At 70.9% G+C, this 23,364-nt stretch carries 23 protein-coding genes; 9 read left to right on the forward strand and 14 right to left on the reverse strand.

All coding sequences use genetic code 11. The features are described 5' to 3' along the window. Window positions 1–22: 22 nt before the first annotated feature. The 4 genes from AKJ08_RS03760 to AKJ08_RS03775 all read right to left on the reverse strand — a co-directional run bounded on the left by AKJ08_RS03760 (window position 23) and on the right by AKJ08_RS03775 (window position 3,827). Entirely contained in the window at window positions 23–565 is a 543-nt protein-coding gene (locus AKJ08_RS03760; RefSeq protein WP_050724832.1) for a MaoC family dehydratase, read from the reverse strand. A 150-nt stretch (window positions 566–715) separates the two neighbouring features. Continuing rightward, window positions 716–1,867, reverse strand: coding sequence for an acyl-CoA dehydrogenase family protein (locus AKJ08_RS03765; RefSeq protein WP_082342654.1), 1,152 nt, complete (start codon window positions 1,865–1,867; stop codon window positions 716–718). Window positions 1,868–1,872: 5 nt separating this feature from the next. Next, a complete protein-coding gene (locus AKJ08_RS03770; RefSeq protein ID WP_157370452.1) occupies window positions 1,873–2,460 on the reverse strand; it encodes a MaoC family dehydratase in 588 nt (195 codons plus the stop codon). Window positions 2,461–2,510: 50 nt separating this feature from the next. Beyond that, window positions 2,511–3,827, reverse strand: coding sequence for a hemolysin family protein (locus AKJ08_RS03775; protein ID WP_050724834.1), 1,317 nt, complete (start codon window positions 3,825–3,827; stop codon window positions 2,511–2,513). A 240-nt stretch (window positions 3,828–4,067) separates the two neighbouring features. On the opposite strand from AKJ08_RS03775, the gene AKJ08_RS03780 reads away from it, so the two are divergent. Next, window positions 4,068–4,910 (forward strand): peptidoglycan-binding domain-containing protein, encoded by an 843-nt coding sequence (locus AKJ08_RS03780; protein ID WP_050724835.1) that lies wholly within the window; start codon window positions 4,068–4,070, stop codon window positions 4,908–4,910. Between the two features lie 9 nt (window positions 4,911–4,919). Here the strand turns inward: AKJ08_RS03780 and AKJ08_RS19665 are convergent, their stop codons facing one another. Further along, the gene (locus AKJ08_RS19665; RefSeq protein ID WP_169788741.1) at window positions 4,920–5,303 is read right to left on the reverse strand and encodes a MarR family winged helix-turn-helix transcriptional regulator; all 384 of its coding nucleotides are present in this window, start codon (window positions 5,301–5,303) and stop codon (window positions 4,920–4,922) included. 301 nt (window positions 5,304–5,604) lie between these two features. Here AKJ08_RS19665 and AKJ08_RS03790 point away from each other — a divergent pair, with 301 nt between their 5' ends. Then, the gene (locus AKJ08_RS03790; protein WP_420806375.1) at window positions 5,605–6,111 is read left to right on the forward strand and encodes a GNAT family N-acetyltransferase; all 507 of its coding nucleotides are present in this window, start codon (window positions 5,605–5,607) and stop codon (window positions 6,109–6,111) included. A gap of 30 nt (window positions 6,112–6,141) precedes the next feature. Here AKJ08_RS03790 and AKJ08_RS03795 read toward each other — a convergent pair whose 3' ends face one another. Next, on the reverse strand, window positions 6,142–8,538 hold the full coding sequence (locus AKJ08_RS03795; protein ID WP_050724837.1) for a transglycosylase SLT domain-containing protein: 2,397 nt from the start codon (window positions 8,536–8,538) through the stop codon (window positions 6,142–6,144). 253 nt (window positions 8,539–8,791) lie between these two features. Here AKJ08_RS03795 and AKJ08_RS03800 point away from each other — a divergent pair, with 253 nt between their 5' ends. Next, window positions 8,792–9,040, forward strand: a complete 249-nt coding sequence (locus tag AKJ08_RS03800; protein ID WP_050724838.1) for a hypothetical protein — start codon at window positions 8,792–8,794, stop codon at window positions 9,038–9,040. Between the two features lie 95 nt (window positions 9,041–9,135). Here AKJ08_RS03800 and AKJ08_RS03805 read toward each other — a convergent pair whose 3' ends face one another. After that, the gene (locus AKJ08_RS03805) at window positions 9,136–10,449 is read right to left on the reverse strand and encodes a CAP domain-containing protein (protein WP_169788742.1); all 1,314 of its coding nucleotides are present in this window, start codon (window positions 10,447–10,449) and stop codon (window positions 9,136–9,138) included. A 226-nt stretch (window positions 10,450–10,675) separates the two neighbouring features. Between AKJ08_RS03805 and AKJ08_RS03810 the strand changes: the two genes are divergently transcribed. Next, window positions 10,676–12,049, forward strand: a complete 1,374-nt coding sequence (locus AKJ08_RS03810; RefSeq protein WP_050724840.1) for a glucose-6-phosphate isomerase — start codon at window positions 10,676–10,678, stop codon at window positions 12,047–12,049. On the opposite strand, the gene AKJ08_RS03815 is transcribed toward AKJ08_RS03810, so the two are convergent. Together AKJ08_RS03815 and AKJ08_RS03820 are read right to left on the reverse strand one after the other, a co-directional pair. Further along, window positions 12,046–13,245 carry a lysophospholipid acyltransferase family protein gene (locus AKJ08_RS03815; protein ID WP_050724841.1) on the reverse strand — a complete coding sequence of 400 codons (1,200 nt, stop codon included), beginning with the start codon at window positions 13,243–13,245 and terminating at the stop codon, window positions 12,046–12,048. The genes AKJ08_RS03810 and AKJ08_RS03815 overlap by 4 nt on opposite strands. 2 nt (window positions 13,246–13,247) lie before the next feature. Continuing rightward, window positions 13,248–14,261, reverse strand: coding sequence for an NAD-dependent epimerase/dehydratase family protein (locus AKJ08_RS03820; RefSeq protein ID WP_050724842.1), 1,014 nt, complete (start codon window positions 14,259–14,261; stop codon window positions 13,248–13,250). Between the two features lie 85 nt (window positions 14,262–14,346). Here AKJ08_RS03820 and mutL point away from each other — a divergent pair, with 85 nt between their 5' ends. Continuing rightward, window positions 14,347–16,236, forward strand: a complete 1,890-nt coding sequence (gene mutL, locus AKJ08_RS03825) for a DNA mismatch repair endonuclease MutL (protein WP_050724843.1) — start codon at window positions 14,347–14,349, stop codon at window positions 16,234–16,236. Here the strand turns inward: mutL and AKJ08_RS03830 are convergent. After that, window positions 16,167–16,877, reverse strand: coding sequence for a hypothetical protein (locus AKJ08_RS03830; protein WP_157370454.1), 711 nt, complete (start codon window positions 16,875–16,877; stop codon window positions 16,167–16,169). The genes mutL and AKJ08_RS03830 overlap by 70 nt on opposite strands. A gap of 182 nt (window positions 16,878–17,059) precedes the next feature. Between AKJ08_RS03830 and AKJ08_RS03835 the strand changes: the two genes are divergently transcribed. The 4 genes from AKJ08_RS03835 to AKJ08_RS03850 are packed head-to-tail and all read left to right on the forward strand — an operon-like array spanning window position 17,060 to window position 19,435. Next, window positions 17,060–17,422 (forward strand): hypothetical protein, encoded by a 363-nt coding sequence (locus tag AKJ08_RS03835; protein ID WP_157370455.1) that lies wholly within the window; start codon window positions 17,060–17,062, stop codon window positions 17,420–17,422. Beyond that, window positions 17,422–18,021, forward strand: a complete 600-nt coding sequence (locus AKJ08_RS03840; RefSeq protein WP_050724846.1) for a hypothetical protein — start codon at window positions 17,422–17,424, stop codon at window positions 18,019–18,021. The genes AKJ08_RS03835 and AKJ08_RS03840 overlap by 1 nt, the downstream gene beginning before the upstream one ends. Before the next feature lie 42 nt (window positions 18,022–18,063). Further along, entirely contained in the window at window positions 18,064–18,933 is an 870-nt protein-coding gene (locus tag AKJ08_RS03845) for a tetratricopeptide repeat protein (RefSeq protein WP_050724847.1), read from the forward strand. A gap of 19 nt (window positions 18,934–18,952) precedes the next feature. Continuing rightward, entirely contained in the window at window positions 18,953–19,435 is a 483-nt protein-coding gene (locus AKJ08_RS03850; RefSeq protein WP_050724848.1) for a hypothetical protein, read from the forward strand. A 25-nt stretch (window positions 19,436–19,460) separates the two neighbouring features. On the opposite strand, the gene AKJ08_RS03855 is transcribed toward AKJ08_RS03850, so the two are convergent. The 4 genes from AKJ08_RS03855 to AKJ08_RS03870 are packed head-to-tail and all read right to left on the reverse strand — an operon-like array spanning window position 19,461 to window position 23,354. Further along, the gene (locus tag AKJ08_RS03855; RefSeq protein WP_050724849.1) at window positions 19,461–20,273 is read right to left on the reverse strand and encodes a carboxypeptidase-like regulatory domain-containing protein; all 813 of its coding nucleotides are present in this window, start codon (window positions 20,271–20,273) and stop codon (window positions 19,461–19,463) included. Between the two features lie 38 nt (window positions 20,274–20,311). Next, window positions 20,312–21,052, reverse strand: a complete 741-nt coding sequence (locus AKJ08_RS03860; RefSeq protein WP_050724850.1) for a hypothetical protein — start codon at window positions 21,050–21,052, stop codon at window positions 20,312–20,314. Next, the gene (locus tag AKJ08_RS03865; protein WP_050724851.1) at window positions 21,049–21,564 is read right to left on the reverse strand and encodes a hypothetical protein; all 516 of its coding nucleotides are present in this window, start codon (window positions 21,562–21,564) and stop codon (window positions 21,049–21,051) included. The genes AKJ08_RS03860 and AKJ08_RS03865 overlap by 4 nt, the downstream gene beginning before the upstream one ends. 5 nt (window positions 21,565–21,569) lie before the next feature. Next, the gene (locus AKJ08_RS03870) at window positions 21,570–23,354 is read right to left on the reverse strand and encodes a sigma-54-dependent Fis family transcriptional regulator (protein WP_050724852.1); all 1,785 of its coding nucleotides are present in this window, start codon (window positions 23,352–23,354) and stop codon (window positions 21,570–21,572) included. Window positions 23,355–23,364: the final 10 nt, after the last annotated feature.

Below are 23,364 nucleotides of genomic sequence, written 5' to 3' on the forward strand. Positions count from 1 at the left end.
TTGTCCCCCTCCTCCAAATCGGTTAGGCGTGACCCCTGCGTCGAACCAGGATCTCTCGCGTGATCTCGAGGACCACCTCGCCGCGCTGGTTCTTGCCCAGCAGCAGCATCTTCACGATCCCCGCTTCGGCGTGGTCGGGGCTGTCTCTCTTTTCGAGCACCGTCGACTCCGCGAAGAGCGTGTCTCCCGCAAACACCGGCGCCTTGTGCCGGCCCTCGTCGAAGGAGATCTCCTGGATCGCGTTCTCGCTCGTCTCCTCCGACGCCAGCCCGTAGACGAACGCGAAGACGATCCCGCCGTAGACCACGCGCCGGCCGTCGAAGCAGGCGGCGGGGCTCTCGTCACACATCGCCTGGTTGAAGTGGAGCTGCGCCGTGTTCAGCACGAGGTTGGTGAGCATCATGTGCTCCGCCTCGGAGACCGTCCTCCCGCGCGGGTGCACGATCGTCTCGCCCTCCTCGAAGTCCTCGAAGAAGTTGTCGTCTCGGGTGAGCCGCCGCCCCTCGAGGGAGCGCGCGGCGACCTGGCGCAGCAGCGCGCCTTCCTGCAGCCTCTCCATCGGCATCCTGGCCTCCCACGCCTCGCGTCAGAGCGTGTGAATTAATCGGTCCCGCGGGTGCGGGCCCGCTTTCTTCAGCTCGCGCTTCGCGCGAGGGCGCTCCTTTTCGTTTGCTCGCCTCCGGCTCGCGAGAGTTCGTGACTTCTTCACGAACTCTCAGGCGAGCAGCCTCTTCGCGATGACCTCGTACTGGATCTCCGACGTGCCCTCGAAGATCCGGAACACCCTCGCGTCCCGCCAGTACCGCTGGGCCGGGAACTCGCGGCTGTATCCGTAGCCGCCGAAGACCTGCAGGCACTCCGAGGTGACCCGCTCCGCCATCTCCGCCGCGAAGACCTTGGCCATGCCCGCCTCCAGATCGCAGCGCTTCCCCGTCTGCTTCATGAGGCAGGCGAAGCGGGTGAGCTGCCGAGCCGCCTCGATCTCGGTGGCGGCGTGGGCGAGCTTGTGTCGGATCGCCTGGAAATCTCCGATGGGCCTGCCGAACTGCTCGCGCTCCTTCGCGTAGCGCAGGGCCGCGTCCAGCGCCGCCTGGGCCACGCCCACCGCCCGCGCCGCCGTCTGGATCCGGGCCAGCTCGTACGTGGACATGAGCTGGTAGAAGCCCTTGCCCTCCTCGCCGCCCAACAGGTTCTCGGCGGGGACCTCGTAGCCGTCGAAGGCCACGTTGTACGAGTTCATGCCCTTGTAACCAATGGTGGGGATCGGGCTCCCGGAGAGCTTCGGCGGCACGAAGTCGTCGCCCGGCTCCTTCTCCACCAGCAGCAGCGAGAGGCCCTTGTGCTTGGGCGCGTCGGGATCGGTCCGCACCAGCGTGCAGAGCACGTGGGCACGGTTGGCGAAGGTGCACCACGCCTTCTCGCCCGTGACGACGTACCGATCTCCCTTTCGCACGGCCCGGGTCTTCACCGCGGCCGCGTCGGAGCCCACGTCCGGCTCGGTGAAGGCCGCCGCCGCGAGCACCTCGCCGGAGCAGAGCTTCGGCAGCCACTTGCGCTTCTGCTCCTCCGTCCCGCAGCTCTCGATCAGGCTCGCGGTGATGATCATCCGGGTCATCACCGATCCGACGGAGAGCCACGCCCGCGAGAGCTCCTCCGTGACCAGCGCCATCGAGAGCGTGTCGAGGCCGCTCCCTCCGTGCTCCGTGGGGAAGATCAGGCCGAAGTAGCCGAGCTCGGCCATCTTGCGCACCAGGGGCATCGGAATCTCCGCCCCGGCGTTGTCGAGCTCCGCGACGATCGGCTCGACCTCCGCGCGGGCGAAGTCCCGCACCGCCTCCTGGATCATCCGGTGGTCGTCTGTGAGCATCTCTCTTACCCTCCGTGCTTTCCGGATCCGCTGGCCACCGCGGCGCTCCCGGGTGCCTTGTCGAGCACCGGATACGCCGCCCGCTTCTTCACCAGGATCTTCCGCTCGTACGAGAGCACCTCGTCGCCGTGCTGGTTGGTGCCGGAGGTGCGCACGTGCACGATCCCGCGGTCGTCCTTGGAGTCGGAGAGGCGCTTGTCCAGGACCTCCGAGCGGGAGAGGAGGGTGTCGCCCGGGTACACAGGCTTCGGGAACCGCATCCGCCAGTAGCCCAGGTGGGCGAGGGCCTGCTCCGAGAGGTCCTCCACGCTCAGGCCGAAGACCACGTTCATCACCAGGAGGGGATGGATTGGCGTGGTCGGGTGCCCCTGGGCCCTCGCGTAGACCTCGTTGAAGTAGAGCGGGCTGGCGTTCATCGTCCAGGTCGCGAAGAGCTGGCCCTCCGCCTGGGTGATCGTCCGGCCCCAGTGATGGTCCAGGACGGACCCGACCTCGAAGTCCTCGTAGAACCTGCCGTACGAAACGACGCGCCGCCCGCCCATCGCCTTCGCCCTCGCGCCGCATGGAGTGCGCGGCACGGGGAAGATGGGCACGTCCTGCACGGTCGAAAGCGACCACCGGGGGGCCGCCTCCCCCGGTCGGGCTAGTCCTCCAGCGCCGGCGCGGGCGCGGCCCGCTTCGCGAGCACGCGGACGATCTTCGGGCCCCGCATCTCCTCGACCACCAGCTCGATCGGACCGACCTGGATGCGATCGCCCGTGAGGGGGATCCGATCGAGGCGCATCATGATCAGGCCGCCGACGGTCGAGACCTCGTGCTCGTCGAGCTCGAGGCCGAAGTGGTCGCCGAAGTCGTCCACCGAGGTGGTGGGATCGACCGCGAAGGCGCCGGAGGGCAAGGAGACGATCGACGGGCCCCAGGTGACGAACTCGTCCTGGAGCTCGCCGAGCACGGCCGCCACCAGATCCTCCACCGTGACCAGGCCGGCGGTGCCGCCGTATTCGTCGACGACGATCGCCAGGTGCTGGCGCTTGCGCCGGAACTCCCGCAGCAGGATGTCGGCGCGCATCGACTCGGGCACGTAGAGCGGCTCGCGCAGCACCTCGCGGAGCTGGGCGGAGCTGGTCGGCTCTTCCCCCCGGAGGAAGAAGTCCTTCAGGTTGAGAATGCCGGCGATCTGGTCGAGGTCCTCCTCGACGACCGGATAGCGGGTGTGGCGGCTCACGACGGCGATCTGGCGGCGCTCCTCCGGGGTCTGATCCATCCGGAGGAAGGCGATGTCACCTCGTGCGACCATCAGATCCCTGGCGGTCTTCCCCGGGAGGCGGATGGTCCGCTCGAGCATGTCGAGGCGCTCCCTGGGGACGCCGCTGGTGGCGCGCATCGCGGAGATGATCAGGCGCAGCTCCTCTTCGCTGTGGCCCAGATCGCCGCCTTTGGGCGTCTCCAGCCCTGCGACCCGAAGCACCGCGGCAGCGATCGAGTTCAGCGCCCAGATCAGCGGGTAGAAGAGGAAGAGGAAGAGCTTCATCGGCCCGGCGACCGCGAGGGAGACCCCCTCGGGCCGCTGGATGGCCAGGCTCTTCGGCGCGAGCTCGCCGAGGACGATGTGGAGGAAGGTGATCAGGATGAACGCCAGGACGATGGCGACGGCGTGAACGCCGGTCTCGGAGAGGCCGATCGGCGCGAGCAGCGGGCGGATCACCTGGGCGAACGCGGGCTCGCCGAGCCAGCCGAGTCCGAGGGAGGCGAGGGTGATGCCGAGCTGGGTCGCGGACAGGTATTCGTCCAGCCGATCCACGACGCGCCTCGCGGCGGCGGCGCGACGGTTTCCCGCCTTCGCGAGCTCGTCCAGGCGGGTCCCGCGGATCTTGACGATGGCGAATTCGGTGGCGACGAAGAAGCCGTTGGCGAAGACCAGGAAGAGCGCGGCTCCCAGCCCGAGCCATGGGGTTTCCATCGATTGCACGATCCTTCCGGCCGGCCGCCGTCGGAGGCGACCCGGCCAGGCTGCAGGCTACCTCGCCAACGAATCGTCATCCATCGGGACTTTTCCGCCGCTGTGAACGCGGAGTGACGGATCCGGATCTGGAGTCCGGCGGGGGCGGCGCAGCCGAGCTTGGGTGTGATCCGGGCGAGATCGAGTCGTCCGAGCAGGCCTCGGGGTGTCAACTCGGCTCGATGGATACCCTTGCGAGTCGTGAGGGCCGTTTCCCTGCTGGCGATCGTGCTGTGCGCAGGCTGTGCGGCCCGCCCGCCGGTCGTGCCGGCGGGGGTGACCATCGTCGAACCGGAGGAGCCGCCCCTCCCGCGGGGGCTCGTTGCGGAGGCCCAGCGTCGGCTACGCGAGCGCGGGATCTACATCGGACCCGCCGACGGAACGCTGGGTGCGGCGACGAGGGCTGCCCTGGCACGGCTACAGCGGCAATCGGGGCTGCCGGTGACCGGGCGGCTCGACATGGCGACGCGGTCGGCGCTCGGGCTTGGGCCGCTGCGGCGCGTCGCGGCTCCGACAGCCCCGGCGGGCCAGGCGCCCGAGGGGCTCCCTCCGCTCCCGGATGCCCGTACGCTCCTCGAGGAGGCCTCGCCGCAGCCCTTGCCCCAGCCCCCTCCAGAGGCCCTCGCCGACGCGCGTGCATCCGTCGCAAGGCTCATGGCGATCGCCAAGGCTAGGGCCGAGGGCGAGCTCGCTCGTGCAGGGGCGGGCGTGGAGGAGGCCGAGGCGCTGCGGCCAGTGGAGGCGAGCCTGGGCGACGCCGCGGCAATCCTGGGGGACGCGAGGGCGGAGGCGTTTGGACTCCTCCTCGAGGCCCGAAGAGTGGGAGGCTGGGCGCTTCTGCCGACCGCGCTCATGGCTCGGCTGGAACAGGAGCTGGATCGGCGCGCGCTGCTCCTCCGCCCCGTCACCGGACGGCTCGGGCCCGACGACGAGGCGGCGATCCGATGGCTGGAGCGGTCGCTCGGGCTCGCGCCCACCGGCCAGCCGTCCCTACGCCTCCTCGAGGCGGTCGGGATCGACCCGGGGCCGATGTTCGAGGACTGACTCGACTTCTCAGCCCTCGTCGAAGAGGAGGCGCGACTCGATCTCGTCGAGCTGCATCTGCTCGACCAGGGCGTCGAGGAGAGAGCGGAGCCGGCTGACCTCTTCGGCCGGCATCACCTCCAGCGCCTTGGCGAGGTGCTTGCCCGGGCTGCGGCCCCGGTGGAGCAGCCGCTTCCCGGCGGTGGTGAGCCGGATCTCGACGGTGCGCCTGTCGTCGGTGCGGCGCTGCCGATCGATGAGGCCCTTGTCCTCGAGGCGCTGGACCACGCCGGTGATCGTGCTCGGATGGACCAGGAGCCGGTCCGCGAGCTCGCCGGCCGAGCAGGAGCCGATTTCGTCGATGGTCCGAAGCGCCTGGAGCTGGGGGCCGGTGACGCCGAACTCCCGATCCATGGCCTTCGAGAACTCGTGTGACGACTTCGTGATCCGACGGAACGAAAGGAGAACCGCTTCAGAATCAGACGGAAACGACTGAGGGATCGCGGGCAACAGAGAGCTGAGGGCCACCGGTAGCCTCCTGGCGATGTTTGCCAGTCGAGTATCACTCTGTTGCGGGCACAGATCAACGCCTGCTTGTCTACTCCGGGTAGAGTTTCGAAGTTGTCGGCGGTCGGACGCGGATCGCGCCTTCGGACGGACGGGGCTTTCGCCTACCCCCGCCTCTGGTATACAGGCCGGGATCAAGGAGGTTCGCGTGGTTTCCCAGCCCGAGGTCGAGGTGCGAGTCGTGCCGGTCGACGGTCCCGGTGATTTCGCCGCCGCTCTGGCCATCCGCGAGGTGGTCTTCATCGAGGAGCAGCGCGTTCCCGAAGAGATCGAGCGCGACGACGAGGATCCCACTGCCCACCACGTGCTCGCGATGGTGGGCGGCCACGCCATCGGCACCGGCCGGCTGGTGGAGCTCCGGTCTCCGCCCGAAGGGGAGACCGGCAAGTGGGGCCGCATCGGCCGTATGGCCGTGCTCGTCGCGCACCGGCACGGGCGCATCGGCTCGAAGCTCCTCGAGGAGCTGGAGGCCGAGGCGCGACGCCGCGGGCTCGAAGGGATCGTGCTCCACGCCCAGGTCTACGCCCACGGCTTCTACCAGCACGGCGGCTACGTGGACCACGGCGCCATCTTCGATGAGGCCGGGATCCCGCACGTTGAGATGCGCAAGCGGCTCTCGCCGACCTTGGCGCAGCAAGAGTCCCCCACCGATTGAAGGGGGGCGCCTCTTGCGCACCTCGGGTGTTTAGAAATCTACGCCCGGTGAGACAGGGGGGAGCTCCTTCGCCAGTCGGAGCGGCACATCGCCGTACACGAGCCGGTAGACGGCGAGGTTCGAGACCACCTTCTTGACGTAGCCGCGCGTCTCGCGGAACGGGATGGACTCGACGAACTCGTCCAGGGGCAGCGCGCGCCTGGCGGGATCCTCCATCCAGCGCACCACCGCGAGCGGTCCTGCGTTGTAGGCGGCGGCGATCAGCGCGGGATTGCGGTCGAAGCGGGCCCCGAGGGCGGCGATGTAGGAGCCGCCCAGGAGGACGTTCACGGCGGGATCGGCCAGCTTCTGCCCCTGCCCTGGCGGGAGGCCCATCAGGGCGGAGAGCTTCTCCGCCGTGCGCGGGAGCACCTGCATCAGCCCGACGGCGGAGGCCTGCGAACGGATGGCGGTGCGGAAGCCGCTCTCCTGCCGCATCACGGCCCAGAGCAGGGCGGGCTCGACCCCGAACCGCCGTCCGCTCGCCTCGACCTCTTCTGCGAACGCCCGGGGATAGGCGAGATCGGCCGCGCTCGTGAGGCCGCCCAGGCGCACGGTGCCGAGCTGCCAGGCGCGCCAGGCGTCGCCGCCGTCCCTGGCGACCCGGGCCGCTCTCGCGAGGATGGCCCGGTTTCGCTGCCCCGCCAGCGCCGCGTCGAGCTCTTCGCCGGCGGGCTGCGGAAGGCCCGCGGCGTAGAGGGCCTCGGCCCGGGCGAGGCGGGATCCGGCCGCTCCCTTCGGATCGGGGGTCTCGGATGGTGCCGCAAGCATCGCGAACGCAAACGTGGATGCGGGGGCGGTTTCCCCGAGCCTCGCCTGTGCGAGGAGCCCGTACCAGTCGGTCGGCCACCGCCTCAGGACCTCGCGGAAGACGGCGGCGGCCTCGCGGCGATTGCCCGCGGCCTCCAGCGCCCGCCCCCGCCAATAGGTCGCCTGTGGGATCAGCGAGCTCTTGGGGTGCTCGCGGATCAGCTCGGAGAGGCCGGACGCCGCGGCAGCGTGCTTGCCCTGTCGATAGGCCGTCCACGCCACGTACCAGCGCCCTTCGTCGAGCCGATGGCCCTCGTGCTCGGCGACGAAGGCGCGAAAGCGAGCCTCCGCCTCTTCGAGGCGTCCGTGATCGTAGAGGAAGAAGGCCGCGAGGAAGGCCGCCTCGGCCGCGGTGCTCCCGCTCGCGGTGGCGTGGAGGCGATCGAGCCGTGCCACCGCCTCGTCGGTCGCGCCCCGGCGCATCGCCAGCCTCGCAGCGAGGGCGAGGAGGTCCGGATCGGAGCCCGCTTCGAGGGCCGGTACGAGGAGCGCTTCCGCCTCCTTCTTACGCTCGGTGTCCGAGAGGGAGCGTGCGCGCAGGAGCAGGAGCTTCGACGCGAGCGCGGCGCCGGGATTGCCGACGGCGTCGAGCTCCGCGGCGGCAGCCGCCGCCTCGCCGCGGGAGAGCAGGCGCTCGGCCCGGTCCAGCCGCTCCGCCGCCGTGGGCTCGGGGATCGCGACGCCGGCCGAAGCCAGGGCGCGGAGTCTCTCTCCCGCCTCGTCGCCTGCGCGCTGGCCGGCGCTCTCCCTCCAGATCCGGCGGTAGAGGGCCACGGCCGCGCTCCGATCGCCGGCGGCCAAGGCTGCCCGCGCGAGGCCGAGGCGGAGCTCGATGACGTCCGAGGCGCGCCTCGCGATCAGCCCTTCGAGCCGCTTTCGGGCCTGGGCGGGCTGGCCCGATTCGATCAGCGCGAGAGCCTCGAGCCGGTCGGCCCGGAGGCCCAGGGGACCGGTCGGATCGGCCTTGCGCGCAGCCGCCAGCAGCGGGAGCGCGGCGGCGGCCTGGCCGGAGCCGGCGAGAGCCTCGCCGAGCAGGAGCGCCCCCCAGGGCTCCAGGATGCCGAGCTTGCCGGTCGCGGGGCGGAGCACCTCCGCGGCGCTCCGCGCCTCACCGAGATCGAGCTTCGCCCGGGCGGAGATCAGGCGGCAGGCGAGCGCGTCCGCGCCGCTCTTGGCGATCTCGGGGGTACAGGCCGCTACGGCCTCGGCGGGATCGGCGGCTAGAAGGCGGGATGCCGCTCGGGCTCTCGCGCTCCTTCCCTTCTCGGAGACTGCGGCGGTCGCGCCCGCGCTCGTCCGTTCGGAGTCTGCGCCAGGGGCGTTCCCCGCGGCCGCTGGCCCGGTTTTGCCGGAGGCCGCGCCCGGTGTATCCTCTTCGTTTCGCTTGTCCTTCGCGGCGCCAGCAGAAGCGTCGGCAGCGGCGTCGTCTCGGGCCGAAACGGCCTCCCCGGGGGCAGCGGGCGACCGGGCCGGTAGGGAATGGGGAGTCCCGCCCGGCCTGTTCGACGAAGCTGCCACGGAGGTGGGGGAGACGTGCGCGGTGAGCAGGAGCGCGAGGAGGACAGGGCGACCGGACATGGGTACGAACACGGTTTCCGATTCTAACTAGCTGAAATTCCAGCCACAAGCTGAGCATGACGCGACGCGCGGGAGGCCAGGTTGACAGCCGGAGGGGCCTCTCTTAGATTCCCCGCGCTTTCGGCCGCCCGCTTCCTCGCATGGTGCGAAGACGGCCGGAAATTCCACCGGGTTTTTCGCGCGAAGACGTGCGCACCAGACCACCGAGGCGGACCGTCGAACGCGGGCCCGCCGTCGAGGTGACGAGCATTCTATGAGCCATCTACTCAAGCCGTTTCCGACCGAGCTTTCGGCGCCGATCAACCCGGAGCCGGGCGGCAACCGCACCTCGGGTGTCGAGAGCCACCGCAACCTCTTCTGCGCCCACTACGACGACTGCCTCGACGAGGCGGTGAAGCGGGGCTGGAACAGCTTCACCTGCACCCGCTGCCCGCTCTTCCACCAGGCGGGTGACTACGAGGGCGGCGTGGAAGCCTACGCCACCCAGCGCCGCTTCGCCTAGCGCGCTGCAAGGGGGCATCCAGGGAGCCGCGACCGGGGAGCGATCCTCGTCGCGGCTCTCCTGCGTTTGTAGACCGGATCTTCCTCGTTGGACGATCAGTCCCGCGGCACGGCGAAGATCTGCACCACGGTCACCTGCGGCATGCCGCCGACGCCCTCCGAGATCGCCACGCCGAAGCCGGCCTCGCGCCAGGCGGGATCGACGATCACCCCGAGGTGTCCCGGGCTCCCGAGCAGCGAGCGGTGCGCCTCGCGGACCGTCGGGGCCTGGGCGAGGTTCTCGCCAGCGCGGGCCGCTACGTATCGGGCGGCCCTCAAGCGATCGCCGACGTCGCCGCTGCGATCCGATCGATGCGCGAAGCGGCCCGTGTCGCGCAGCTCCTCGGCGTACGAGCGGGCGACCTTCGAGAGGACGGGATCGACCAGGATCGGGCCGAGGCCGCGCGACGCCCGGAAGCGATTCACCTCGTCGGCCAGCACGCGCTCCTTGCCGCTCGCGTCTGGAGGCTCCGGGCGGGCTTCGGTCCGCTGCGCCTTCGACGGGAGCGCGACGCCCGCGTAGACGGGCAGGATCGCCGCGACCTCGGGACCGTGGGTCCCGGAGCCGACGATCTCGACCTGGTAGCGGCCCGGACTGGGGAAAGCGACCACCGCCCGGAGCGCGTCGCCCTCGAGGCGGAGCTTCTGCGGGCTGCCGCTCGGGGGCGTGACGTAGACTTCGGGGTTTCGTAGCGGCGCCCGGAGCCGGCCCTGCAGGATCGCGGTCGATCCCGTCGAGACCGTGGCGGGGAAGGGCTCGAGCTCGACGCCGGACATCGCGAGGAGGAGCACCACGGAGGTGGCCCCCTGGCCCGCAACGGATCCGACGCCGAAGGATGTGAAGCGAGATAGATCTCTGGGTGACAGAGCCCGAACGCGCTCGGCCAGCGTCTGGATCGCGAGCTCGGCGGTGGTCGCCCGCGCCACGATCGGAAGGAAGCCGGCGGCGATCGCACCCGACCGTGCCTGGGCGATCCGGACCTCGTCCTGGTCGATCGCGGCCTGCGCGCGCCCTTCCTGCTCCACCCTCGAGGCGAGCTCCCGCGCGGCGCGGGAGAGGGCGGAGTCGCGGCGGGCCTTGCTCCCGGCCGCGGACAGCGTGCGCGCCAGCTTGGCAGCGGCGGCGCCGTCTCCTTCCTCAGCGGGCAGCGCGGCGCCGTAGGTGGGACCGGCGGCCCGAGCCGACGAGCGGTTCCGGGCTTCGCCACCGGTGGCCTCGGTTCGCGACGGGAGACCCTCGGCCCGGTTCGGATGCGCGCCACGGGATCCCGCCGAGGCGCACGAGATCAGCGCGAAGGCGAGCAAGCCCGCCAACCCGAGCCGGATGGGCCCTTCGCGGGCGATTCGGCAGGTGGGGCTGACAGGGCCCATCGGCGACTCCGGAAGCAGCGGCCGCCGTCCGGGTGTGGGCGACGGCGGCGAAGCGACCGCGGGAGGGTAGGAGGTGGCAGCGAAGCGGTCAACGCCGGACGGCCGACCGCCTGGTCGTCGCCGATCGTCGCGGGGACGACGCTCCCAGAACGCCGGGATGGACACCGGCGGTGGGGCGCGTACAACGAAGGGTACGATTTTTCTCCACCGGCTCGCGGAGTCCATCATGCCCAGCTCGCGCCTCGTCCTGGATGCAAGCCTCGCGCTCGAAGGACAGATCGGCGTTCACGGCCTGTCGGCCGGAGACTTCACTTCGCTGGAGGAGGCGGCGGAGTCGGCCCACCGGAAGCTCTGGGAGCTCCGCGGTAGCGGGGCGCTCGGCTTTTGGAGCCTGCCGGACGACGCCGCGATCCGAGATCCCGCGCTGGAGCTGGGCGAAGAGCTCGCGCGGCGATTCGAGAACGTGGTCGTCCTGGGGATCGGCGGATCCTCGCTCGGCGCGAAGGCGGTGATCTCGGCCCTTGGCGACCGCTTCGGCGACCTGCTCCCCAGGTCCCGGCGGAGCGGGGCGCGGGTCTTCTTCCCCGACAACTCCGACCCCGCCACCTTCACCGCCCTCCTCGAGAGGCTCGATCTCGGGTCCACCTGCTTCCTCGTGATCACGAAGTCGGGCTCCACCGCCGAGACCCTCTCCCAGCTCCTGGTGGTGCGCGAGAGGCTCGGCTCGTCGAAGCTCATTCAGCAGACGGTGGCGATCACCGATCCGGAGGAGGGTCCCCTGCGGCGGATCGTCCGCGAGGAGGGCTGGCGATCGCTGCCCATCCCGCCATCGGTGGGCGGCCGCTTCTCCGTCCTCACCGCCGCCGGCCTCGTCCCGATCGCGGCGGCAGGCGTCGACGCCCGTTCGCTGTGCAAGGGCGCGGCGGAGATGAGGGAGCGCTGCGAGGCGCCGTCGCTCCGCAAGAACCCGGCCTATCTCCTCGGGGGAATCCACCGTCTGTTCGACAGGCGTGGCAGGAACATCCACGTGCTCTTCCCGTACGCGGACGCGCTCCGCGACGTGGGCGACTGGTTCGTGCAGCTCTGGGCCGAGTCGCTCGGAAAGAGCGAGACCGTCGGTCCGACGCCGCTCCGGGCGGTAGGGGCGACGGACCAGCACTCCCTGTTGCAGCTCCTCGCACAGGGTCCACAGGACAAGCTCGTGTCCTTCATCGGAGTCGAGGAGCCCGCCACCGACCTCGAGATCCCGCGGGCGTGGACGGAGCACGAGGCCTTCGCCTACCTCGGCGGCAAGACCCTGGGCCGCCTTCTCGACGCCGAGCGGCAGGGAACGGCGGCGGCGCTGGCGGAAGGGGGCCGGCCTTCCGTGACCATCCGCCTCCCCCGCGTGGACGCCAGGAGCGTCGGCGAGCTCCTCTTCCTCTGGGAGGCCGCCACCGCCTTCGCCGGCTTCCTCTACGGAGTCGATCCCTTCAACCAGCCCGGCGTGGAGGCGTCCAAGCAGCTCACGCAGGCCCTCCTCGGCCGCCCCGGCTCCGAGGCCCACGCGAAGCGGCTCGCGGCTCGCCCGTCGCCCGATCCGGCCTTCGTCCTCGATTAGCCGAGGAAGACGGAGTGCCGAGAGGCCAGCGCCGTGTCGAGCATGGTCTGGATGGTGCCCCGGACCTCTTCCGCCAGGCGGAGGACCAGGGGGTCGTTCTGGGCGGCGGCGGCGCCGTAGGCCCGATAGTCGAAGGGCTCGCCCACGTCGATCCGCCACTTGGCCGGTAGCGGGAGGAGGCCCGCGGCCCCGAGCCACGGGAAGGTCGGGGTGATCGGCAGGAACGGAAAGCCGAAAGGCCGAAGCGCGAGCTTGCCGAGGAGCGGGTGGATCTCCTCCGAGCCGACGATCGAGACCGGGACGATGAGCGCGCCGGTGCGCAGCGCGAGCTTCACGAAGCCGCCGCGGCCGAAGCGCTGCAGCCGGTAGCGCTCGCGATAGGGCTTGGCGAATCCGGTGGCGCCCTCCGGGAAGACCGCGACGGCGCGGTCGCGCTCGAGGAGGAGCTCGGCGTTCTCGGGGCAGGCGCGCACAGCCCCCAGCCGGTTGACGAGGAGGCCCAGGCTCGGGACGTGGAAGACGGCGTCTTCGACCAGCGGCCGGACGCTCCGGCCGTGCCGGCGGGCCGCGAGGGAGAGCATCAGGGAGTCCCACGGGAGCGCGCCCGCGCGATTGGCGACGAAGACCAGGGGCACGTCGCTGGGGAGCGCGTCGAAGCCGGAGGTCTCGACCCGGAACCATTTCTCGTAGATCCAGTCGAGGAAGGGGCGGGTCTCCTCCTCGAACCGCGCGTCCATTCCGAGCTCGTCGACCTGGAACGAGGGCCCGGCGCCGGGGACGTTGAGGAGCGCTCGCAGCGCGCTGGCTGCGCCGAGCGCCGCGGCCACTCCGCTGGGATGCCGGAGCGGCGGCTCGGTCGGCCCCTTGCCGGGGACCGGCGGCACCGCGACCACCGCCGGTTTCCTCGTCTCCGCTTCGCGATCGACGGGGAGCAGGGTGGCCGGCTCTTTCGCGGCACGTTCCGCTGCGCGCTCGGACTTCGCCTCGGGGGCGCCCTTCGTCGCGGCGGAGCGCTGCTTTCGCTTCGAAGGAGCGGATGCTTTCGGCTCCTTCGAAGGCGCGCTCTTTGCCTTTTCCCGCCGCTGCCGCTCCTTCGGCGGCGCTGCGTCGGAGCCGCCGGCAGCTCCTGCCGGCGAGCGCGGAGCTGCGCCGCGCTGGAAGGGATCGTTGCCCAGGACGATCGGCTTCTTCGGCATTCCTACTCCCTGCCCGATCGCGTCTCGGACGAGGCCATCGCGAGCACCGCGTCGCGGGTGGTGTGGCGAGGGACGAAGCCGACCTCCCGCTCGAAGCGCGACGAGTCGGTCACGAAGGGATAGCGCAGGTAGTCGAGCATCGCGGCGGGGAGGGCGATCCCGAAGCCCGCGCCGCGCGCGCTCTGCAGCAGCGTCTCCGCGAGCCGGTAGGGCATCGGCAGCGCCTTCGTGCCACAGAGCCGCAGCGCCGCCGAGATCGGGATCACGCCGCGGCCTGCCACGTTGAAGATCCCGCGGGGTGCCTTGAAGACGGCCGCCTCCAGGGCCTCGACGGCGTCGTCCACGTGGATCGCCTGCATCAGCGGGTCGAAGCCGGCGAGGGTGGGGGCGACCGTGCGCTGCAGGTACCGCTGGAAGACGTTGTGCACCGACGGCCCGAGGATGGGCGCGAGGCGCAGGATCGAGACGGCCACCTCGGGATGATCGGCGGCGTACTCGCGGACCTGGCGCTCCGCCTCGAGCTTGTCGCTGACGAAGCCGGAGCGCGGCGCGCCGCGGACGCGGTGCTCCTCGCGCAGGAGGCTCGGGTTCTTGGGGTGGGCGCCATAGACCGCGGTGGAGGAGCGGACCACCAGTCTGCCGAGCTTCGCCGCCGTGGCCGCGGTGAGCACGTGGAGCGTGCCGATCACCTCGAGCTCGTGGGCGTAGGCGGCGTCCGGCACCGGGGCGCCGAAGTAGGCGAGGTGGACGAGGGTGTCGACCTCCTCCACCAGGAGGATGTCGGCGATCTCCTGATCGGCCGAAGGCCTGGTGAGATCGAGCCGCTGGAAGTGGACCTTCGGCAGGATCGTCTCGGGCGGCCGCAGGTCGATCGCGACGATCCGCTCGATGGACGGATGAACGCAGAGCCGTGCGACCAGGCCCCTGCCCAGGGCGCTCTGCGAGCCCACCACGGCGACGACCCGCGGCGGCGCCTGCGTTTCTTTTCGCGGCGTCGTCTCCCGCTCCTTGGCCATACACCGTTTGTAGGAGCCCGGAGATCGGGGGTCAAGAACGCTGACAGGGCTCCGGCTCCGCGAAAGGTCTGGTACCCTCCCGGCCGTGAGCCGGATCCGCCCGCTTCCCTCCGACGTCATCAACAAGATCGCAGCCGGCGAGGTGGTCGAGCGCCCCGCCTCGGTGGTGAAGGAGCTGGTCGAGAACTCCCTCGACGCCGGCGCCACGCGGATCGAGGTCGACCTCGACGGCGGCGGCCGCGATCGGATCCAGGTGGTCGACGACGGCCGCGGGATGGATCGGGAAGACGCGCTGGCCTGCATCGAGCGCCACGCCACCTCCAAGCTTCGGGACGCCGAGGGGCTCTTCCACCTGGCGAGCTTCGGCTTCCGCGGCGAGGCGATCCCGGCCATCGCCTCCGTCTCGCGAATGGTCCTCACTACCCGCGAGCCCGAGGCCCTCGAGGGGATGCGGATCGAGATCGAAGGCGGGGTTGTGCGCTCGGCCGAGGCCTGCGGCGCGCCTCGCGGCACCTCCTTCACGATCCGGGACCTCTTCTACGCGACCCCGGCCCGGCGAAAGTTCCTGAAGCGCCCGGAGACCGAGGCCTCCCATTCGACGGAGACCTTGATCCGCCTCGCCCTCGGCAGGCCGGACGTGGCGTTCACGCTGCGATCGGGCGGGCGCGTCGCCTTCCAATCCGGCGCCAGCCCCGATCTGCGTGAGCGGATCGCGGCGGCTCTCGGAAAGGAGATCCACCCGCATCTGGTCCCGGTGGAGCACGTTCGGGGCACGGTGGCGGTTCGGGGCCACGTGGCCTCTCCGGCGTGGTCGGCGGCGACCGCGCGGGCGGTCTACACCTTCGTGAACGGACGGTGCATCCGCGATCGCCAGCTCATGCACGCGATCCAGCGGGCCTACGAGGGGCTGCTGCCCCAGGGGCGGATGCCGGGAGGGGTCCTCTTCCTCGAGATCCCGCCCCACGAGGTGGACGTGAACGTCCACCCGCAGAAGCTCGAGGTCCGGTTCGCGGAGCCCCGCGGGGTCTACGACGCCCTCCTGCGCGCGGTGTCGGACGCCCTGGGCAGGAGCAAGTGGCTCGGCGCCGCTGCTCCGGATCCCGCGCCGGAGGCCGCGGGAAAGGCCTACGCCGTGCCCGCCTCGCCGCAGCCGAGCTTCGACTGGCAGACCGCCGCCCGCTACCGGCCACAGGCCCAGCCCCAGTTCCAGCAACAGGGCGCTGGGATCCGGGAGGCGGCGCAGGCGCTCTGGCCGAGGGAGGGCGACCCTGCGCTTCTGGCCGGTGCGCTCCTGGCCGGCGCGGTCCCGAGCGCAAAGGGCCCGGAGGAGCTCTCGGGCCTTCGCTTCATCGGCCAGCTCGGTCCGGCCTTCCTCCTCTGCGAATCGGCCTCTGGCGGGCTGGCGGTCATGGATCTCCACGCCTGCCGGGAGCGGATCGCCTGGTCGCGCCTCCGCCGCCAGGTCGACGAAGGGCAGGTGGCGGGCAAGCCCTTCCTCTTCCCGATGATCGTCGATCTCCCGGCTCCGGACGCCAGGCTGCTCGCGGCGACGCTCGAGAGGGCCCGCGAGCTCGGCTTCGACCTGGAGCCCTTCGGCGGCACCACCTTCGCGCTGAAGGCGGCGCCTTCCCTCATGGCGGGGGCCGATTGGGATCGCCTCCTCGCCGACCTCGCAAGGGCGCTGGACGGCCGCGATCGGCCTGAGGCCCTAGCCGCCGGCCTCTCCGTGATCGCCTGCCAGGCGGCGATGCTCGATCAGAAGGCGTTGTCGGAGGACGAGGCGCGTGCGCTCCTCGACGAGCTCGCCTCCGGCGATCCGGAGCCGCGCTGCCTCCATGGCAAGCCGGTGGTGCTGGAGGTGTCCCTCACGGAGCTCGCCCGGCGCGCGGGCTGGCTCCAGCCGGATCAGCTCGCTTCGGGAGCGAGCGCTTCGGCGGCGCCCGGGCGGCCGAGGAGCGAGAGCCCCCAGGCGTAGAAGCCGAGCTGCCCTAGACCGAGGAGGAGGGTCACCCCCACGCTACCGATCTGGGCGACCAACATCGCGAAGGCGAGGGTGGAGGCGGTCCCTCCCTCGGCGGCGAGGGGTGCGAAGAGGCCCCGATGCCCGGTCCAGAGGCCATACTGCACCCAGGCCTGCACGGCGAGTGCGAGGACCGCATACGCCTGGGAGAGAACCAGCCCGGTCCGCAGCGAGCGGGCGCCCCAAGGCCGCCGGGCGCGGGCGGCCAGCGCGCCGAAGAGGAGGGCGACGGAGGAGACGAGATTGGTTCCCGCGAGGGCGGTAATCGCGGGTCGGCTCTCCTTGAGCACCGCCTCGTAGGTCTCCGGCACCTTCTCCAGCACGGTCTCGAGCTTCTGCCAGGCCTCCTCGTCGCCAGCCGGGGCGTCGGGGAGGCGGATCGTCGGCATCTCGGCGACGGGCTCCTGCCACGCGAGGACGCCGCCCAGCCCGACCACCGAGCCGACCGTGCCCAGCATGGCGCAGACCGTGATCAGCAGCGGAAGGCGATGGATCCCGCCCTTCTTTCCGAAGAAGCGACGCTTCGAGGGGGGCGGCGTCGCCGTCTCGGCGGACTCGTGCGTCGTTTCGGTTGGCTCGTGGTTCGGATCGTTCATCTCGGCTCGCCTCATACCTGATCGAAGGACGGGGAACACGCGTGGTTTGCCGCAGATGCCCGGCCGGTGGTGCCACTTGACCCCACGCCCCCCTCCGGTGCACCCTCCCGCGTCAAATGGCGTCCGATTCGAAGAACGATCGGCCGGGAGAGCACGTTCCGGCCGCCTACGCCGAGAAGGCGATGAGCTCTCTGCTCCGGCTCCACGACGAGCTCGTGGAGGAGAAGGAGCGGAGGATCGATCTCTACCGCCGGCTGATGGACCGGGAGCAGCAGCTCGCCGAGCTACGCGCCTACGTCCAGCTCCTGGAGGCCGAGGCCTCGAGGCAGGCCAGCGTCCCCCGCCTGCCCGCGCCGGAGGCCCCGGCTTCTCCGCGTCGGCTGGAAGCGCCCGCTCCCGTCCGCGCTTTGGCAGACGAGGCCCCGGCGGAGGTCGCCGAGGCGGCCGATTCCCGCGAGCCCGAGCCTGCGCCCGTTCCTGGCGGTCCGGCCCCCACTGTCGCCTGGATTCCCGCGAACGCGGGCAGGGGCCGAGGGGCGCGCTGATGCATCCAGGCGCCCGGACGGGCGCACTCCTCCTCGCGCTCACGCTGGCGTGGCTGCCGCTCTCGGCCGGCGCCGAGGCCCGGGAGCGCGAGGGCACGGTGGCGATCCTCCCGGCTGCGCGCCTGGCCCGCGGTCCTGCGGGCGTCGAGAACGGCGGCGCCGCGCCTGCGATGGTCCTCGCCTTCGGCTTCAAGCCGACCGCCTCTTCCGAGGTCGGCATCGACGTCGGCGCCACCGCCCTCGGAGTCCGGGCGAACGACGGCCGATACGACGTGGTGGGCGTGCCGATCTTGCTCCGAGGGAGCTGGAGCCCGGCGCCTCGATGGGACGTCCGGCCCGTCTTGCACGCCGGTCTGGGCAAGGAGCTCGTCCTGGTCTACGGTCCGGGCGATGTCTACCGGGAGCACACGCCGCTCGCGTTGATGGCGGCAGCGGGGATCGCCGCCGATCTCTCCAACGAGATCGGGCTCTCCGCGGATCTGGGATATCTCTACGGCCGGGCTGACGATCCCGGGCTCGGCCGGCTCGATGGCGGCGGGGGGTTCATACGGGCCGGCGTATATTTTCGTTGGGATCCCGTTCAGCGACTGGGACGGTAGAGCACGCGCTGGCGCGTGTGGACCGAGCAGGGAAAGGTAGCGATGGAGAAGGAACTCGCGGAGATTCGTAAGGAGATCATCGAGGCGCGAAACCTCGTGATCAAGAACGACAATCTCCTGAAGAACCTCGGCGCCGACATCAAGGCGTTCGGAAAGAAGCAGGACGGCTTCGAGCGGAAGCAGCTCCTCTCGGCAGCGGCCGCCTATCTGGCCATCGCGGTCCTCGCTTCCGGCGGCGCGTTCTTCGCGGCCAAGGGCTACGTGGCGAAGGCGGAGAACGAGGCGGCCTCTCTGACCACCAAGGCGGCCGAAGCGACCGAGGCCGCCCGCCAGGCTCGCGAGGAGCTCGTCGCGTCCCGCGAGGCGTCCAAGGCGGCCCTCACCGCCTACCAGAAGCTCGAAGGCGGCAGCCCCGCCGAGCGCGAGGCCGCGGTGGTGGCGCTGCAGGCCGTGGATCGGAGCCGCATCTCCCGCCTCGAGGCCAACGCCCTCGACGACCGCGGCCGCAACGTGATCCAGCAGCTCGCCAACGAGAAGCTCGAGTCCGGCAAGAACGCCTACCGCCGCAACGACTTCAAGACCGCGGTGGCCGATCTCACCAAGGCCGCGCAGATCTGGCCCGACCATCCGGCGATGGACGAGCACGCGTTCTTCCTCGGCTCTGCCGCCCTGGAGACCCGCAACTTCGCCGTGGCCGCCGAGAATCTCCAGCGGTACCTGGATCAGTTCAAGGGCCGGACGAACAAGGACTACGCCCACCTGCTCCTTGGCCAGGCCTACGAGGCCCTCGGCAACAAGGACAAGGCCGAGGCGACCCTGCGCGCCGGGATGGACGGCTATCCGTCGAGCCAGTTCTACAACAACATGAGGCGCCGCCTCTCCGCCCTGCGCAAGCCCGCCGGCGCGGAATGAAAGACACGGGCTACGCGCCATGTCCTCGAGTTCGCGCGATCCGCGCGGCCGCTTCCTCCGTATCGTCTTCCTCGCGGTCCACGTCTCGATAGCGGCGGTCTTCAGCCTGCTGCTGATCGCCGGTGTGTGGCGGGGCCTCGCGGAGGTCCGACCGCCTCGCGCCAAGCCGGCCCTGGACGTCGACTCCTGCTCCGAGGAGCTCACGCGCTTGCGGGCCGAGCTCCTCGCCCGCATCGCGGCCTTCTCGAGCTCGGCCTCCGCCGCCGCCGAAGGTCGCACCTACGAGGGCTGGGTCGTGCGCTTCCGAGGCCGCGTCGACGGCGCCCGCCAGCGCTGTGCGCCGCCCGAGGGCGCGAGCCTCGAGAAGGCCAAGGCGGTCGGCGTCGCCTTCGACGCGCTGGTCCGCGCGATCGATCTCTCGGAGATCCACGCCACGCATTGGTCGCGGCACCTGGGCCCCGCGCTGGACGAATCCGCCGCAGCCATCGACGCGGTCCGCTGAGGATCGTTCGGCCTCGGGCGCGGTTTCAGTCCGCGGCGAGCACGAGCGAGAAGGTGCCGTCGACGTCGGTGACGGCCTCGCCCACTGTGGCGGAGCCGCCCTCGGCGTCGAGCCGGATGGCGCGGACGAGGGCGCGGGCGAGCGGGGCCGCATCGGCGGTCCGCACCGTGCCCACGACGAGGGCGGGCGTGGAGAGCATGAGATCTTCCCTGCGCTCGTCACCAGGAAAGAGGCGCTCGCGCAGGCGCTGCCTGTGCCAGGGCGCTGCCTGGGACGCGGGGATCACGACGAGGTCGTAGTCGCCGGCGTCCAGGGCGAGCTCGAAAAAGCCCAACTGGTTCGCGACGGTGCTGGCCATCCGGCCATCGGAGCCCTGGATCGGCAGGGCCCGAATCTCGGATCCGCCCCCGTTGGCCGGGGACTTCGGGATGACCGTCCCCAGCACGACGGCCTTCGGCGGCAGCTCCATCTGCAGATCGTTGCGCAATCCGGGACCGATCTCGGCGTCGGGGTAGCAGCCGATGTTCTGGAGGCCGACGCAGATGGCGACGCCGACAGGAGCGGTCGGCGGCGGCGCGGCACGGAAGGCATAGTGGCCCGGCAGGAGCCATAGCTCGTAGAGCCCGGCCTCGAGCTCTACGGCCGGGGCCGAGCGGAACCATCCCGACGTCTCGGGGTCGCTCGCGGGCAGCGGCTCGGTGCTCGATGCGGTGAGCTCGACGCCGGAGACGGCGCTCCCGGAGGCGTCGGCGATCCGAACGGTGACCCGCTCGAGGGTGGAGCCGCCAGGGCTCACGGCGAGGGGGCCGAGCTCGAGGGGATCGTCGATGAGCGCCACCGTGAGCTCCTGTTCGGGCGAGCTCGGATGGCTGGCGTTCAGGTCGCCGATCCGGACCTTGACCTCGCCGGCGGCCTCCGGAGGCCGAAACGCGAGCTCGAGAAGCTCGTCCTCGCAAACGCCGTTCGGGGGGAGCGCCGCTCCAGGCGCTGGGACAGCGGCTCACCGGAGACCGAGAGGATCCGGACCCAGGCGCCGCATCGCGGCCGCGGATCGCGAAGTGGGTCGACGACCAGGCGCAGGCGCGCGGTCCGGACGTCAGGGATCGCCTCGATCGGAGAGAGACGAAGCGACTCGCAGGGGGCGAGCTTGACCTCCTTGACGATGGGCGGCGAGCGGGTGGGATCGGCGAGGGGATAGAAGGTGAGCCGCCACGATCCGGCTGCGAGCGGGAGGGTGAAGGTTTCGCCGACGACGAGCTCCTGCCGCTCGGGGACGCCCGGCAGCGACTCGAGCGCGCCGCTCACCACGAGCCGCGCGCGGCCTTTGAAGTCGAGCGAGCCGCTGATCGACGACGCGCAGAGCGAGAGATCGAGCGGACCGTCCTGCCCCGGAAAAGCGGCGGGCAGGAGGCCGGAGGCGGCGGGGGGGATCACATACCAGGCGATCGTGCCCGAGGGCTTGCCGAGCTCCTGGCAGGTGGCGGCGAAACAGGTGAGGCCCAACGCGCAGTCGTCGGAGCTCTTGCAGTCCGCGCCCGGCTTGCCGCCGCGGCAGGCGGAGAGGGCCAGCACCGAGGCGAGGGCGCACAACGTCGCGACGGCGATGCGGCCCCTCACTGCAGGCACTCTGCGACGTCCTCGACGTAGATCGTCCAGCTCGCCTGGTCGAAATCCTTCCCCTTCCGAACGGCGCGCCAGGCCGGCGCCTCCTCGGTGTCGGGGTCGAAGCCGTCGGAGACCACGGCCTCCACCACCACCACCTTGCCGCGGTAGAGATTGAGCTTGAGCGCGTACTCGTCTCCCGCCGGAGAGCGGATCCCTTCCTGGAGGCGAAAGCCGGCGGGGATGATCTTGGTGCGGTCCGGTTTCTGGTTCCCGGGCTCCTCGTAGTTGATGAACCACCGCACTTCGAGCTGATCGTCCGGGTCGAGATCCCGGATGGTCGGGATCTCCAGCCGCAAGGGCTGGCAGCCACCTTGCGTGCGGATCACGGAGGTCGACGGTCGCCGCGAGAGAATCCGCGGGGGATCGTTGGCGAAGGGATCCTCCGGTCTCTCCTCCTCGTAGGGCTGGGCCACCAGGCAGCCGGAGAAGAGGGCGAGGGCGAGGGCCGCAGGGATCAATCGCATCCTGGCTATTCCTCCCCGCCGTCGCCGCGCTCGGCCTCGAGGTGGCGGAAGATCGTCCGAGGGTCGACGCCGAGCTCCCGCGCGGTCTTCGTGCGGTTGCCCCCGTTCCGCTCGAGGATCCGGTTGATGTACTCGCGCTGGAAGGCCTCTTTCGCCTCCGTGAGGGGCAGCACCGGCTCGGCGCTCCCTGTGTCCAGCTCGAGATCCTCGGGGGAGAGGAGAGCCCTGTCGGCGAGCACGACGGCCTTCTTGACCCGGTTCTCCAGCTCACGGACGTTCCCCGGCCAGCCGTGGCGCTTCAGCGCGACCGCCGCCGCAGGCGAGAAGCCGCGGACCCGCGAGCCGAGCTCCTTCGTGAATCGGGAGAGGAAATAGCGGGCGAGGACCAGCACGTCGTCTCCGCGCTCGCGAAGGGGAGGCAGACCGAGGGAGACCACCGCCAGGCGGTAGTAGAGATCGTCACGGAAGGTGCCGCGACCGATCGCGGCCTGGACGTCCTGGTTGGTGGCGGCGATCACCCGGATGTCGACGGCCTCGGCGCGGTTTTCGCCGACCTTGGTCACCACCCGCTCCTGGAGCGCCCGCAGGATCTTCACCTGGAGGTGCGGCGGCATCTCGCCGATCTCGTCCAGGAAGAGCGTGCCCCCGTGTGCCGCCTGGAACTTGCCGATCCGGGTCTGGATGGCGCCTGTGAATGCACCTTTCACATGGCCGAAGAGGTCGCTCTCGAGGAGCTCGCCCGGGATGGCGCCGCAGTTGATCGCGACGAAGGGGCCGTCGCGGCGGGACGAGCGCCGGTGGATCTCCCGGGCGATCACCTCCTTGCCCGTGCCGGTCTCGCCGGTGATCAGGACCGAGACGTCCGCCGGCGCGACCTTCTCGATCTTCCGGTAGATCTCGCGCATCGCGGTGCAGGCGCCGAGGATCTCGCCGTAGCGGCTGGTCTCCAGCTCCTTGCGCAGCGCTTCGTTGCCGGCGCGGAGCTCGTTGAGGAGGAGCGCGTTCCGGAGGAGGAGCGAGGCCTGGGCGGCGAAGATCTCCAGGAGCTCGAGGCTCTCCTCCCGGAAGAGATGGGCGACCCGATCGTTGCCCAGATAGAGGAGGCCGAAGAGCTCGCCCTTCTCCAGGAGGGGCGCGCACATCACGCTCGAGAGCTTGAGGTCCACCACGCTCTCGGCGGCGGCGAACTCGCGGTCGTGGAGCGCGTCCGAGACGATGAGCGCCCGCTTCTCCCGCACGACCTTGGCGACGATGGAGTCGGAGAGGCGCTCGATCGCGTGATCGATGGCCTTTCGCTCCAGGTTGCGAGCGACCTTCACCTGGAGTGAGTCCCCCTCGGCGAGGATCAGGAACCCTTTGTCCGCGCCGGTGATCTCGATCACCTCGTCCATCAGCCTCTCGAGGAGGTGATCGATGGGGTGGTTCGCCATCAGCGACGACGAGAAATCGTGGAGCTTTCGCAGCGCGTCCAAAGGCGCGAGCGACGGCTCGGCGCCGCTCGGCTTCGCCACCGCCGCGCCCAGGCGCAGCTCCGTTCCGCCGAGGGTGATCACGTCCTGGCCGGAGAGGCGGGCCTCGTTCCGCTTCTTTCCGTTGTGGAGGAAGGCCGCGTCGAGCGCCACTGCGTGGAGATCGTCGCCGTCGAGGCGCAGGTGGAGCGCGCTGGGCGCCACGGCGGCGTCGCCCACGACGATGTCGTTGTCCGTCGACCGGCCCACGGTGGTCAGCCGCTTGACCAGGGGGACGTGGCGGGTGGTTCCGTCGGAGAGGCGCAAATGGAGCGAGGCCATCGTGTCGTCC

The sequence above is a fragment of the Vulgatibacter incomptus genome (genome assembly GCF_001263175.1).
GTDB lineage: Bacteria > Myxococcota > Myxococcia > Myxococcales > Vulgatibacteraceae > Vulgatibacter > Vulgatibacter incomptus.

Excerpts from the sequence above, each read along its gene's own strand:
- AKJ08_RS03805 (WP_169788742.1), bottom strand. The coding sequence starts at position 10,449 with ATGGGCCCTGTCAGCCCCACCTGCCGAATCGCCCGCGAAGGGCCCATC.
- AKJ08_RS03820 (WP_050724842.1), bottom strand. The coding sequence starts at position 14,261 with ATGGCCAAGGAGCGGGAGACGACGCCGCGAAAAGAAACGCAGGCGCCG.
- AKJ08_RS03840 (WP_050724846.1), top strand. The coding sequence starts at position 17,422 with ATGCATCCAGGCGCCCGGACGGGCGCACTCCTCCTCGCGCTCACGCTG.
- AKJ08_RS03830 (WP_157370454.1), bottom strand. The coding sequence starts at position 16,877 with ATGAACGATCCGAACCACGAGCCAACCGAAACGACGCACGAGTCCGCC.
- AKJ08_RS03870 (WP_050724852.1), bottom strand. The coding sequence starts at position 23,354 with ATGGCCTCGCTCCATTTGCGCCTCTCCGACGGAACCACCCGCCACGTC.
- AKJ08_RS19665 (WP_169788741.1), bottom strand. The coding sequence starts at position 5,303 with ATGGATCGGGAGTTCGGCGTCACCGGCCCCCAGCTCCAGGCGCTTCGG.
- AKJ08_RS03795 (WP_050724837.1), bottom strand. The coding sequence starts at position 8,538 with ATGTCCGGTCGCCCTGTCCTCCTCGCGCTCCTGCTCACCGCGCACGTC.
- AKJ08_RS03775 (WP_050724834.1), bottom strand. The coding sequence starts at position 3,827 with ATGGAAACCCCATGGCTCGGGCTGGGAGCCGCGCTCTTCCTGGTCTTC.
- AKJ08_RS03850 (WP_050724848.1), top strand. The coding sequence starts at position 18,953 with ATGTCCTCGAGTTCGCGCGATCCGCGCGGCCGCTTCCTCCGTATCGTC.
- AKJ08_RS03835 (WP_157370455.1), top strand. The coding sequence starts at position 17,060 with ATGAGCTCTCTGCTCCGGCTCCACGACGAGCTCGTGGAGGAGAAGGAG.
- AKJ08_RS03800 (WP_050724838.1), top strand. The coding sequence starts at position 8,792 with ATGAGCCATCTACTCAAGCCGTTTCCGACCGAGCTTTCGGCGCCGATC.
- AKJ08_RS03845 (WP_050724847.1), top strand. The coding sequence starts at position 18,064 with ATGGAGAAGGAACTCGCGGAGATTCGTAAGGAGATCATCGAGGCGCGA.
- AKJ08_RS03810 (WP_050724840.1), top strand. The coding sequence starts at position 10,676 with ATGCCCAGCTCGCGCCTCGTCCTGGATGCAAGCCTCGCGCTCGAAGGA.
- AKJ08_RS03865 (WP_050724851.1), bottom strand. The coding sequence starts at position 21,564 with ATGCGATTGATCCCTGCGGCCCTCGCCCTCGCCCTCTTCTCCGGCTGC.
- AKJ08_RS03765 (WP_082342654.1), bottom strand. The coding sequence starts at position 1,867 with ATGCTCACAGACGACCACCGGATGATCCAGGAGGCGGTGCGGGACTTC.
- AKJ08_RS03760 (WP_050724832.1), bottom strand. The coding sequence starts at position 565 with ATGCCGATGGAGAGGCTGCAGGAAGGCGCGCTGCTGCGCCAGGTCGCC.
- AKJ08_RS03815 (WP_050724841.1), bottom strand. The coding sequence starts at position 13,245 with ATGCCGAAGAAGCCGATCGTCCTGGGCAACGATCCCTTCCAGCGCGGC.